Raw genomic sequence first — 12,817 nt, forward strand, 5'->3', positions numbered from 1 at the left:
CGGTGTTTCGATCCTGGCCGCGCATGCACGGAGCGGGCTCAGGGCGCTTCGAGCTCCGCGCCGTTGGCCAAGCGCAGCAGAATGCCGCCAAGGCTGCGCAAGTCCTGGCTGTTGTGCTGAGCCACGCGCCGCAAGGGCGCGGCTGAGCCGCCGCGCAGGTAACCCAGCCATGCGGCGGGCGCTTCGGCGCCGGGTAGGTCGTCCTCGCGCACCACCTGCAATAGCTGCCGCTCGACGGTGGCGAGCCGGCAGTTTTCCCACACGCCGCGCCAGCGGCGGCGCACCGGATGCAGCAGGTCGATGTGGGCGAGGCCGGTGATGGGGCAGGCGCGTTGGTGCAAGCGGTAGCGTGTCTTGAGCAGGGGCGCGTCGTAGCTTTTGCCGTTGTAACTCACCAGCACCGTGTCGGGACGCAGCCACGCGGCAAACTGATCGAGCATCGCCGCTTCCGCGCCCAAGGTGGTGATCAGCAACTGCCGCTCGCGCAGCTTGCCTTGATGCCAGTCGGCGGCACCGATCATGAAGGCGCGCGTGCCGGTGCCGCCGGCGAGTCCGGTGGTTTCGGTATCGAACAGCAGCAAGCGTTCGGGAGCGATGACTTCGGCAAGGCGCGCAAAGCCTGCGTCGAACGCCTCCGGCATCGGCGGCCACGCGTGCGTCTGTTCGATGATCTGCAAACCGGGTGCGATGGTGTGGCCGGGCAGGGTGTCGGGTTCGCGCTTGGGGTTGCGTTGCGCAGGTAGCGGCGCCTGCGCGCGACGACGCACGCCGAGCAGGGCGGCGACGTTGTCGGGCAGCGCAGGGCGCGGCGCCGGCGCTGCGGGCGCGCTCACGCCCGCTTGTCGACGCAGGCCGCGCAGCTTGTCGGCGAGTGCGCTCACAACGCCACGATCAGGTCGAGCACGCGCGTGGCGAGGGCCTTGAGCGAGCGTTCTCCTTCCTCGTCGGCGGCGAGCACGGGGCCGACGCACGCGGGGCAGCCGTGGTGGCAATCGCAACGCTGTACGAGTTCGCGTGCCAACCGCACGAGATCCTCGCGACGTTCGTAGAGCGGTGCACTGAGGCCGACCCCGCCAGGAAACGCGTCGTACAGATACAGCGTGGGGATGAACGGGCCCTGCGGCGTGGCCTCCAGGTCGCCAACGCTGCTGCGCAACTGGGCGCGCCCCTGCGCATCGGGCGTGGCGAACCACGCGCCGTCGCCGCTGCCCACGGCCTTCTGCAGGTCGCGCGCTTCGGCCATTACGGCCACGGTGGCCACGATGTGCAGGGCGTGTGCGGCGGCGAGGAACCCATCCAGCGCCTGCTGGCGATGGTCGAAGGCCTGCTCCAACGCGCGTTGCGACAACTGCCACCACACGGCGGTGGTATGCAGCTCCAGATCGGGCAGGTTGACCGGACCGTAGCCGATGTTCTCGTGCGTGTAGTAGCGGATCTTCTTGTAGCCGGCCACGCGCCGGGCCACGTGCACTTCGCCGTGATGCGCGCTACCCGCACCGGCGGGCGAGCCGTCGAAGGCTTCGAGCACCTTGAGCTTGGTGTAGTCGATGGCGTCGGTGTAGTAGTCCACGTGGGTGCGTGTGACATAGGCCTTGCGGCCGTTCCAGTCGAGTTTTTCCACCTGGTAGGGCACCGACTGGATCATGTGGATGGCGCCTTCGTAGAGGGTGAGCGAAGCGGCGCTGAAATCCACCTCCGCGACGATGGTCTGACGTCCGCCGGTGCGATCCACCACCACGAAATTGCCATCGGCCACCGAGCGCAGCGACACCGCGTTGGCGGGGTAGCTGTCGGCGATCCATTCGAAGCGTTCGCCTTCCGCATGCAGCACGCCTTCCTCGGCCAGCACCTCCAGCCAGGGCGTGGCGTCCTGCGGGCCAAACAGTTCGCCCTGGCGAAACGGCAGCTCGAACGAGGCACAGCGGATGTGGTCGAGCAGGATCAGTGGCTGGTCCGGCGCGATGCGCGCGTGTTCGGGCGGTGCACCCTGGAAGAACTCAGGATGGCGCACCAGGTACTGGTCCAGCGGATCGCTGCTGGCCACCAGCACGCCCAGCGACGCCTGCTGGCGTCGTCCGGCGCGGCCGAGGCGTTGCCAGGTGGCGGCCACGCTGCCGGGGTAGCCGTTGAGCACCACTACGTCCAGTGCGCCGATATCCACGCCCAGTTCCAGCGCGGAGGTGCTGACGATGCCGTCCACGTCGCCCGCGCGCATTTCCCGCTCGGCGGCGCGGCGCTCGGTGGGCAGGTAGCCGCCGCGGTAAGCGCGAATGCGCGCCGGTTTGCGCGGATCGCTGTCGAACACGTCCTTGAGGTACTTGGTGAGCACTTCCACCATTAGCCGCGATTGCGCGAACACCAGGGTCTTGAGGCCGGCGCGGATCGCGGTGCGCGCGATGCGGTTGGATTGCGAGCGCGCCGAGGCGCGCAGGCCAAGGTCGGCATTCACCACCGGCGGATTCCACAGCAACACGTGTTTCTCGCCAACCGGCGCGCCGCTGTCGGTGATGGCGGTAACCGGCTGCTCGATCAGTGCGCTCGCGTGCTCGGCCGGGTTGCCAATGGTGGCCGAGCAAAGGATGAACTGTGGCGACACGCCGTAGAACGCACATACGCGCTGCAATCGGCGCAGCACGTTGGCCACGTGCGAGCCAAACACGCCGCGATAAGTGTGCACCTCGTCGATCACCACGTAGCGCAGGTTCTCGAAGAACTGCGCCCATTTGGTGTGATGCGGCAGGATGGCCTGGTGCAGCATGTCCGGGTTGCTCACCACGATGTCGCCGTGCAGGCGAATGGCCTGGCGTGCATCGCCCGGGGTGTCGCCATCGAAGGTGAAGGCTTTGACGCCCAGCTCGCCCGCCTGGTTCAACTCCAGCAACTCCGCCACCTGGTCCTGCGCCAGCGCCTTGGTGGGAAACAAAAACAGCGCTTTGGCCTGCTGGCGTATCGCCGCGCTGATCACCGGCAGCGTGTAGCACAGCGATTTGCCCGAGGCGGTGGGCGTGGCGATGACCACATGCTGGCCGGCCGCGGTGGCTTCCCAGGCCTGTGCCTGATGCGCATAGAGCTGTTCGATGCCGCGCTGGCGCAGCGCGCCAGCCAACGCTTGGGGCATGTCGCCTGGCAGCGGCGCATAGCTTCCCTCGCGGCCCGGCACCACGAAGGCGCCGGTAATGCGGTCCGCGTAGCGATGGCTCAACCGGCGCGCCAGCTGATCGCCGCCACTGACGGGCGCGGCAAGGGCGCCATCCTGGCGCGCGGCGCGCTGGGCGTAAGGGTTCGGCAGCGCGTTCATCGAGGCTCTCCGCAGGGGAGGGCATTGCAGCGGGTGGCTGTCTCAGGTGGTGAGACAGGCGACCTTCAGCGCTTAAGGGTTTCATAAGTCGTATCCCCGATAATCCCTGTCATTCCAGGCCCGGACCCGCGCCCCGTGCACATTCTTCTCGTCGAGGACGACAACCAGCTCGGCACCGCCATCCAGCGCGCGCTGGAACGGCTGGGCTATACCGTCTCGTGGTTGCGCGACGGGCGCACCGCGCTGCTGGCGATCAAGGACCGCACCGCCGACCTGGTGCTGCTGGACCTTGGCCTGCCGGGGCGCGATGGCATCGACGTGCTGGTGGAGGCGCGCCGCGCCAAGGTGGAGACGCCGGTGCTGGTGATGACCGCCCGCGATACGCTGTCCGCCCGCGTCGATGGCCTCGATGCCGGCGCCGACGATTACCTGGTCAAGCCCTTCCATGTGGACGAACTGGCCGCGCGCATCCGCTCGCTCAGCCGGCGCACGCGTGGGCTGGCGGCCAATCGCATCGACGTGGGTGCGCTCACGCTCGACCTGGGTACCTCCGAGGTGAGCTTTCGCGGCAAGCCGGTGGAACTCACCCGCAAGGAATTCGCCTTGCTACAGGCCCTGATGGAGAGCGCCGGCAAGCTGGTGCGGCGCGAGAGCCTGGAGAACTCGCTGTACGGCCTGGACCATGTGGTCGGCAACAACGCACTGGAGGTCCTGGTGCACGCACTGCGACGCAAGCTCAGCTTCGAGACCATCCGCAATGTGCGCGGCTTCGGCTACATGATCCCGCGGGACCCGCAGTGAGCGCGGCCAGTTTGCGGTCGCGCCTGCGCTGGCTGATCCTGGGCGTGATCGCCCTGGTATTGCTGCCGCTGGGCATGTTCAGCCTGCGGCGCACCATGCATGAAGTGGATGAGCTGTCCGACGGTCGCCTCGCGCAATCGGCGCGCACGTTGCAAGTGATGATCGGCAACATTGGCCTGGGTGCATTGCAGGTGCACGATGGTCAGGGCGTGACCGTACCCATTGCCAACTCCTCGATGCAGAAACTGGTGCTGCGCGGGCATACCTACGAGTCGGAAGTGGGCTTTCAGGTATTCGATGCGCAAGGCCACACTTTGATGGTGACGGCCAACTTGGCCGACCTGCCCCCGCCAAAGGCCGGTCAGGTGGGTTTCGAGGATCAGCGCTTCGGTCACTACCGCTGGCGGCTGTTCACCCTGCCGGCCGGTGCCGATGGCGTGGTAGTGCGCGCCGCCGAACGCTACGACAGCCGACGCGACATCAGTCGCGCGCTGTGGGTGGAGCACGCCTTGCCGCCCTTGATCGCCTTGCCGGTGCTGGCCTTGCTGGTGGGTTGGGCGGTGCGACGCGGGCTTCGTCCGCTCGATGCGCTGGCCACGCGGCTGGCGGCGCGCAAGCCAGGCAGCCACGACACCTTGGAGGTGGCTGGCGCGCCACGCGAACTGGAGCCGGTGCTGGCCGCGCTGAACGATCAATTGCACCAGTTGGAAGACGCCCTGGAGCGCGAGCGCCGGTTTAGCGCCGACGTGGCGCACGAGCTGCGCACGCCGCTGGCCTCCACCATGATCAACCTGGAAAACGCCCACGCCAGTCGCGACGCACGCGAAGCGGATGCCGCCCTGGGCGATGCGCGGGAGAGCCTGGCGGCGCTGGCGCGTCGGGTGGAGCAGCTGTTGTCGCTGGCGCGCCTGGAGAGCAGTTCGCGCGCCGGGCAACGCAGCCCGGTGGACCTGCTGGAAGTGGCGCGCACGGTGATCGTGGAGTTGTCTTCGGTCATCGCCGACAGCGACGCCGAACTGGACGTGCACCTGCCCGAGGGGGCCGTGTGGGTCGACGGCCACGCGGTGGCGCTGGCGGCCTTGATGCGCAACCTGCTGGAGAACGCCCTGCGCCACGTGCCGGACGGACAAGGCATGGTGCAGCTGGCGATCCAGGTCGACGACGGCAGCGCGGTGATCGAGGTGATCGACAACGGCGAGGGCATTCCGCCGGAGCGCCGCGCGGCGGTATTCACCCGCTTTCACCGTGAAACCGGCAGCCGCGGCGAAGGCTATGGCCTGGGCTTGTCCATCGTGCAGCGCGCGGCACAACTGCACGAGGCCACCATCGACCTGCTCGATTCGCCGTTGGGGCGTGGTCTGCGCGTGCGCGTACGCCTGCCGTTGGCGGCGGCGCCTGGTTTGCCGGGCCAGAGCTGACCGCGCCGGGCAACTCAGCGTGTTCTAAGGGAAGCCCACTAGGGTAGGGACTCCCCCACCGCGTACGGAACTCCCGGTGTCGTCATCGATCACCCGGCGTCGCCCGGCACGGCGCAGGCGCCCAGGCCGCATGGCCTTGTTATTGGCGTTGAGCTGCCTGGCCGGCTGCGCCACCTACCAAGCCAAGCCGCTTCCCGAGCAGGCTTCCTCCGTCGCCAGCCTGTCGGCCCTGCGGGGCTATGACGCGGGCATGGCCCCGTTGGACGTTGCCGACGTGCAGAAGCTCGCGCTGCTCAACAACCCGGACCTGCGCACCGTGCAGGCGCGTCACGCCGCCGCGCAGGCGCAACGTGTGCAGGACAGCGTGCTGCCCAACCCGGTGTTCGGTGGCAGCCTGGGCTATCTCCTCTCCGGCGTGGGCGACAGCACCGCGTGGACAGCGTCGATCAGCCAGGACATCACCGCGTTGATCACCTTGCGGCCGCGTCGCGAGGCCGCCAGCGCCAACGCGCAGGCGGTGGACGCGAGCCTGCTGTGGGAGGAGTGGCAAACCGCTGGCCAGGCGCGTCTGTTGGTGATCGGCCTGGTCGAAGGCGCCCGCCAGCTCCAACTGCAGCAGCAGGCGCTGGACGTGCTGGCGCAGCGCGAGGCACGCGAGACGCAGGCGATCGGTGCGGGAACGCTGGAGCGCCTCACCACCGCGTCCGACCTGGCCGCGGCGGCGGATGCGCGCAACAACCTGCATGACCTGCAGCGGCGTCAGCTCGACCAGCAACAGCAATTGGCGGCGCTGCTCGGCCTCAAACCGGATGCCGGCGTGCCGCTGGTGGCGACGTTGCCGTCGCCTGTGCTGGATGCGCCCACCATCCAGAACGAGGCGGACAGCATTCGGCGTCGCCGCCCGGACATGGTGGCGCTGCAGCTGGGCTACCAGGCGCAGGACGCCGGCTTGCGCGCTGCCGTGCTGGCGCAGTTTCCCGCGTTGTCGCTCGGCTACGACGCCGCGCAGGACAACAGCCGCGTGCGCAGCGGCGGCCCGGCAGTGACCCTGGCCTTGCCGCTGTTCGATCGCAACCAGGGCAATGTGGCGGTCGCCAAGGCGACGCGCGAGCAATTGCACATCGAATACACCACGCGCCTGGCCACGTCGCACGACGAGGTGGAGGCCCTGCTGGCCCAGTACGCGCAGTTGCAGCGGCAGCGCGATGCCGCGCGGCCGGCCACGGAAGATGCCCAGCGTGCCGCCGCCCAGGCCGAGCACGCCTGGCGCGCCGGCGTGCTGGACCTGCGTGCGTACACCGACCTCAAGGTGGCGGCCATCAATCGCGCGATGGCCGATATCGCCATCGAACAGGCCATGCTGGAACAGCAGGCCGCGCTGGAACTTCTGGTGGGCCGAGGCATGCCCACCTCTCTCGATCAGGATGTGGTGAGCCCATGATGCTTGCATGGCGATGGACGATGGTGGCCGCGACGGCCCTGATGCTGGCCGCCTGCGGCGGCAGCGAGGCACCGGACGAGGCCGCGGTGAGTGCGGCGGTGAGCACGGTGCCGTTGCGCCAGGGCAGCCTGCCCGCGCTGGTCAGTGCGTATGGCACGGCCGGCCCCGCCGCCGATGCCGCGCAGGTAGTGAGCGTGCAGGCCGCCGGTCGCGTCACGCAGTGGGCGGTAACGCCCGGTGCATCGGTCAAGCGCGGCCAGCGCTTGCTGGGTTTTGAGCTGGCACCCGCCGCCGTGGCGGCCATGCAGCAGGCGCAGAGTGCGCTGAGCGTGGCCCAGGCCGCGCGTGCCCATACGGCGGAATTGTTCGCACAGCAGTTGGCGACGCGCGATCAACTGGCGCTCGCCGAGAAAGCGCAGGGCGATGCGCAGTCCAATCTCGATGCGCTGCTGCAACAGCAGGGCAAGGCCGCACGCTTCGATGTCACTGCGCCGTTCGATGGCACGGTAGTCACGGTGGATGCCGCGCAAGGCGATGTGTTGCAGCCGGGTGCGCCCTTGCTTTCGCTGCAGCGCGGCGATGGCTTGGTCGTTACGGTGGGCATCGAGCGCGTGGCCTTGGGCCAGGTGACGGTGGGCGCCAAGGCCGAGCTGCTGCCGCTCGATGGCGGCACCGCCATGCATGGCACGGTGCGTCGCGTGGCGCGTGCACTCAATCCGCATACGCACCAGCTGGATGTGGAAATCGTGCCCGATGGCGCGCTGGTGAATGGCGAAGGTTTCCGCGCCGACATCGTCGTGGGGCAGTGGCAGGGATGGCTGTTGCCGCGCGATGCGGTGCAGGGCGATGAAGACGATCGCTATGTGTTCCAGGTGGCGGACGGCAAGGCCGTGCGCGTGCCGGTGAAGCTGTTGGGCGAGTCCGATACGCAAAGCGTGGCGAGCGGCGAACTCGATGCCAAGCGTCCGCTGGTGACCGAGGGCGCTACCCAGCTCGACGACGGCATGGCCGTGCGCCAGCCGTCGGCGGAAGCCAAGCCATGAGTGCAGGCGGTTGGCTCGCCCGGCATGCCCGGGCCATCGTGATCGTGGCGTTTGCACTGGCCGTGGCCGGCCTCGCCAGCTCGTTCACGCTGCCCGTGGGTTTGTTCCCGCAAGTCTCGTTTCCGCGCGTAGTAGTGGACCTGGACGCGGGTGATCGCCCGGCCGACCAGACCTCGCTGCTGCTCACGCGTCCGGTGGAGGAGGCTATTCGCACCGTGCCGGGCGTGGAGGGCGTGCGCTCGGAAACCACGCGCGGCTCGGCACAGATCTCGGTCGATTTCGGCTGGGGGCGCGACATGATCGCCTCCACCTTGCAGGTGGATTCGGCCATCGCGCGCGTGCTGCCCAGCTTGCCGCCCGGCGCCAGCTACAACGTGCGCCGCATGGACCCCACGGTCTACCCGATCATTTCCTATGCGCTGCAGTCGGACACCTTGTCGCCGGTGGCGCTGCGCGACCTCGCCCAGTACCAACTGGTGCCCTTGCTGGCCGCGGTGCAAGGGCTGTCGCACGTGGACGTGCAGGGCGGCGAAACCGCTGAAGTCCAGGTGGATGCCGATCCGCGCAAGCTCGCCCAGTACGGCCTGAGCCTGGACGACATCGCCACCGCGCTCTCCGGCGCCAACCAGTTGCAGGCCGTGGGCCGCCTGCAGGATCGCAACAAGCTCTATCTGGTGGTGGCCGACCATTCCCTGCAACAGTTGGAGGCCATTCGCCGCATCGCAGTGAAGAGCGATGCGCACGGCTGGGTGCGCCTGGGTGACGTCGCCAACGTGCACGATGGCTACGTGCCGCAATGGGTGAAGGTGAGCGAGGACGGCAAGCCGGCCGTGCTGTTCAACGTGTACGAGCAGCCCGACGGCAATGCCGTGCAGATCGCCCAGCAAGTACGCGCGCGCCTGGCCGCGTATCGCCTGCCCGCCGGCGTCACGTTGAAAAACTGGTACGACCAGAGCGAGCTGGTGGTGGAATCCGCGCACAGCGTGCGCGACGCGGTGCTGATCGGTCTGCTGCTGGCGGCCGCCGTGCTGTTGCTGTTCCTGCGTAACCTGCGCGTCACCCTGATCGCCATGCTGGTGGTGCCGGTGACGCTGGCGGTGACCGTGCTCTTGCTGCAGGTGCTTGGCCTGAGCTTCAACATCATGACGCTGGGCGGCATCGCCGCGGCGGTGGGCCTGGTGATCGACGACGTCATCGTGATGGTGGAGCACGTGGCTCGCCGTGCGGGCGATGCGCAGAGCGGCGGCGAGCAGGCGGTGTTGCCAGCAGCGCGCGAGTTCCTGTCGCCGCTGACCGGCTCCAGCCTGGCTACCTTGATCGTGTTCATTCCGTTGGGCCTGCTCAGTGGCGTTACCGGCGCGTTCTCCAAGGCGCTGTCGATCACCATGGCTTGCGCGCTCACGGTGTCGTGGCTGGTCACGGCCTGGGTGGTGCCGCCGTTGCTGCGTTGGCTGGTGAACTTCCAGCGCTGGCATGACCCGGGCATCGGTCACGAAAGCCGACTGTCGCGGCTGCACACGCGCCTGCTGGATGGCCTGCATCGCCGCCCGGCGTGGCTGCTGCTGGTGGCCGTGCCACTGCTCGCGCTCGGTGCGCTGGCCTACACCCATGTCGCCACGGGGTTCATGCCCGCCGTGGATGAGGGTGGCTTCGTGATGGATTACTACACCAAACCCGGCACCTCGTTGCCGGAAACCGCCCGCCAGGTGGCGCAGGTGGAGGCGATCCTGCACGACATGCCGGAGGTGGATACCTTCTCGCGGCGCCTGGGCACGGGCCTGGGCGGCGACCTTGGGCAGTCGTATCACGGTGACTTTTTCGTGCGCCTCAAGCCCGACCACGCGCGCGCCACCGAAGAGGTGATGAGCGACGTGCGCGAGCGCGTGGAGCACGAGGTGCCCGGGGTGGAGGTGGAACTGGCGCAGCTGATGGAAGACCTCATCGGCGACCTCACCGCGGTGCCGCAGCCGATCGAGATCAAGTTGTACGCCGCCCATCCGGACGAGCTGGTGCCGCAGGCGCAAAAGGTCGCCAAGGCCATCGCCTCGATTCCCGGCGTGGTGGAGATCAAGGACGGCGTGCAGCTCGCCGGTGATGCGCTGAACGTACAGGTCGATGCCGACAAGGCCATGCAGGAGGGCATGAGCGTGGGCGCGGTGACTCAGGCGGTGAACACCGCGTTGAACGGCACCGTGGCCACCGAGCTGCCGCAGGCCACCAAGAGCGTGGGCGTGCGCGTGCGCATGCCCGATGCCATGCAGTGGAAGGAGCCGCAGCTGGCCGCCTTGCCGATTCGCGCGCCGGATGGTCATGTGTTTCCGTTGAGCCGCGTGGCGCACATCAGCCACGAAACCGGCCAGCCACAGATTTCGCGCGAGAACCTTGAACAGATGGTGGCGGTGACCGCGCGCATCGATGGGCGCGGCATGGGCGCGGCCGTGGCGGACGTGAAGCAGCTGCTGGCGCAGCCCGGCATGCTCGATGCCGACGTGCGCTATGAACTCGGCGGCCTCTATCAACAGCAACAGATCGCCTTCCTCGGCCTCAGCAAGGTGTTCCTGCTGGCCCTGGTGGCGGAGTTTGTATTGCTGCTGTTCCTGTACGGCCGGCCCGGCCTGGCCTTGATTGTGATGGGGTGCTCACTTTTCTCCGCCACGGCCGTGTTCATCGCGCTGTGGGTGTGCGGGGTGGACCTCAACATCACCGCCATGATGGGCATGACCATGATCATCGGCATGGGCACGGAAATGGCGATCTTCTACGTGTCCGAGTACGTGATGCTGGCGCGGGACATGCCGGCCGCGCAGGCGTTGCGCGAAGCTAGTCGCAACCGACTGCGCCCGATCAGCATGACCACCCTCGCGGCCATTCTCACCTTGCTGCCGCTGGCCCTGGCGCTGGGTGCGGGTGCGGGCATCCAGCAGCCGTTGGCCATCGCGATTATCGCCGGCCTGATGCTGCAGTATCCGCTGGTGCTGCTGGTGGTGCCGACCCTGATCGGGTTGTTCCTGCGCAAGAACGAGGCAAGGGTGGCGTAGGCCCGGGGCGGGCGGCTCTACGTTTCGTCAACACCGCTTGCCTAAGATTCTCGAAAGCCACGCAACGCAAGATGCCCGCATGCGATCACCCTTGGGACGCCAACCCTGGCAGCAGATTCCTCCAGCATTCTGGATGCTGCTGCTTATTCCGCTGTTGACGGTGTTGCCGTCCGTTCCCATTGACGAGACGCGCTACCTCAGCGTGGCCTGGGAAATGCGGCAAAGCGGGAGCTGGGTCACCCTTCATCTCAATGGCGCCCCGTACTTCGACAAGCCGCCACTGCTGTTCTGGTTGATCAATGCGGCCTGGAGTCTGTTCGGCGTGTCGATGTGGTCGGCGCGCTTGCTGGTGGTGCTATGTGGCATGGGCTGCGTGGCGCTGTGCCAGCGGCTCGATCGTCAGCTCAACCCCGACGATGCGCCACGTGCGGGGTGGTTCCTGCTCGGCTCGTTGTTCCTGGTGTTGTTCGCCAGCGTGGTGATGTTCGACGTATTGCTGTGCCTGTGCGTGTTGCTGGGCTTCGTGTCCATCGTGGCTTACGTGCAGGGTGGTCGCCCGTTGGCCTTGCTCGGCTTGTTCGCGGGTGCTGCCCTGGGCGTGCTCGCCAAGGGGCCAGTGGCCTTGCTGCACCTGGCCGCGCCCATCTTGCTGGCACCGTGGTGGTCGATGGGTGTGCGGCGGGCCGGTTGGAAGCAGGTGCTTACGCTACTGCTGGTGGCCGTGCTGGGTGGCCTGCCGGCATTGGGCTGGGCCTGGAGCGCGGTGCACCACCTCAGCGAGGCGGACGCCAACGAACTGCTGCTGCGCCAGACCGCCGGGCGCATGGTGAAGAGCTTCGCCCACAATCGGTCACTGTGGTGGTACCTGCCGTGGTTGCCGGTGCTGCTGCTGCCGTGGACCTTGTTGCTGCGCTGGCGGCGGGTGCGCGCGGTAGCGGGCAGTTGGCGTCAGTCGGCGGGCGCGCGCTTCGGCATCGCCGCTTCAGTGCCGGCACTGCTGGCGTTCTGCGTGGTGAGCGGCAAGCAGTTGCACTACTTGCTGCCGCTACTGCCGGGCGTGGCCATTCTGCTGGCCGCCTGGCTGCGCCGCGATGCCCAATTGTTCGCCGTTCGACGGCTGTGGGTGCTATGGGCGGTGCTCTTGGGCGTTCTGCTGTGGGCCATGTTCGGCGCCGAGCCGCTGGGCCGAGGCAGCATGACGCGCCAGACCGCGTGGGGCTTGTACGCGCTGTGCGCTGGGTTGCTGCTGGTGAGTGCGCTTTACCTGTGGCTGCGTCGCCAGCCGACGTTGGAGCATCGCGCCGGCTTCTGCGCCTTGCTGCTGACCCTGGCGATGCTGCCCTTGATTCGCCTGCAGGCGCTGGGTGCGCTTGACCTGCGCGACATGGCGCATCGTGTGGTGGCCTTACAGGCACAGGGCGTGCCGGTGATTCGCACCGAGAACGAACCGGGCCTGATCACCTTCATGGCACGTTTGCCGCAGCCATTGCCCCGCACCAAGAACCTGATCGAATGGGCTCATGAGCATCCGGACGGCCGCGTGGTGGTCTACGGCGGGCGCGGTGACATGCCCGACGATGCGGACATCAATGTGCGCCTGGCCAATGGGTGGGTGAGCCTGATGAGCGGCAAGGCGGTGTTGGCACATCCGGATACAGTGAGTCGCTGGGCTTCCGTTTCGGCGGATGACTGAGCCGGGATTGGTGCGCTCGGTGCGCAACGCTTCCAGACCACAGGGAAGCGCCTGGTCAAACGACGTCTTGCTCGTCATTTCTGCG

General features: G+C 67.9%; 8 protein-coding genes. 6 read left to right on the plus strand and 2 right to left on the minus strand.

Features of this window, described 5'->3' with window-relative positions:
* Positions 1 to 38 precede the first annotated feature (38 nt).
* Positions 39 to 881: a ribonuclease H-like domain-containing protein gene (locus AC3G2C_RS03955; protein ID WP_488383319.1), complete on the minus strand. Its 843-nt coding sequence runs from the start codon at positions 879 to 881 to the stop codon at positions 39 to 41.
* On the minus strand, positions 878 to 3,298 hold the full coding sequence (locus AC3G2C_RS03960; protein ID WP_488383320.1) for a DEAD/DEAH box helicase: 2,421 nt from the start codon (positions 3,296 to 3,298) through the stop codon (positions 878 to 880). The genes AC3G2C_RS03955 and AC3G2C_RS03960 overlap by 4 nt, the downstream gene beginning before the upstream one ends.
* 135 nt (positions 3,299 to 3,433) lie before the next feature.
* Here AC3G2C_RS03960 and AC3G2C_RS03965 point away from each other — a divergent pair, with 135 nt between their 5' ends.
* The 6 genes from AC3G2C_RS03965 to AC3G2C_RS03990 all read left to right on the plus strand — a co-directional run bounded on the left by AC3G2C_RS03965 (position 3,434) and on the right by AC3G2C_RS03990 (position 12,732).
* Positions 3,434 to 4,099, plus strand: a complete 666-nt coding sequence (locus tag AC3G2C_RS03965; RefSeq protein WP_488383321.1) for a response regulator — start codon at positions 3,434 to 3,436, stop codon at positions 4,097 to 4,099.
* Positions 4,096 to 5,517, plus strand: coding sequence for an ATP-binding protein (locus AC3G2C_RS03970; RefSeq protein ID WP_488383322.1), 1,422 nt, complete (start codon positions 4,096 to 4,098; stop codon positions 5,515 to 5,517). Before AC3G2C_RS03965 ends, AC3G2C_RS03970 begins: the two co-directional genes overlap by 4 nt.
* Positions 5,518 to 5,647: 130 nt before the next feature.
* Positions 5,648 to 6,958, plus strand: coding sequence for a TolC family protein (locus tag AC3G2C_RS03975; RefSeq protein ID WP_488383323.1), 1,311 nt, complete (start codon positions 5,648 to 5,650; stop codon positions 6,956 to 6,958).
* On the plus strand, positions 6,955 to 8,001 hold the full coding sequence (locus AC3G2C_RS03980; protein ID WP_488383324.1) for an efflux RND transporter periplasmic adaptor subunit: 1,047 nt from the start codon (positions 6,955 to 6,957) through the stop codon (positions 7,999 to 8,001). The genes AC3G2C_RS03975 and AC3G2C_RS03980 overlap by 4 nt, the downstream gene beginning before the upstream one ends.
* Positions 7,998 to 11,039 (plus strand): efflux RND transporter permease subunit, encoded by a 3,042-nt coding sequence (locus AC3G2C_RS03985; protein ID WP_488383325.1) that lies wholly within the window; start codon positions 7,998 to 8,000, stop codon positions 11,037 to 11,039. Before AC3G2C_RS03980 ends, AC3G2C_RS03985 begins: the two co-directional genes overlap by 4 nt.
* Positions 11,040 to 11,118: 79 nt before the next feature.
* The gene (locus AC3G2C_RS03990; protein ID WP_488383326.1) at positions 11,119 to 12,732 is read left to right on the plus strand and encodes an ArnT family glycosyltransferase; all 1,614 of its coding nucleotides are present in this window, start codon (positions 11,119 to 11,121) and stop codon (positions 12,730 to 12,732) included.
* The last annotated feature ends 85 nt before the right edge of the window (positions 12,733 to 12,817 follow it).

The sequence above is a fragment of the Frateuria sp. sgz306004 genome (assembly GCF_057750885.1).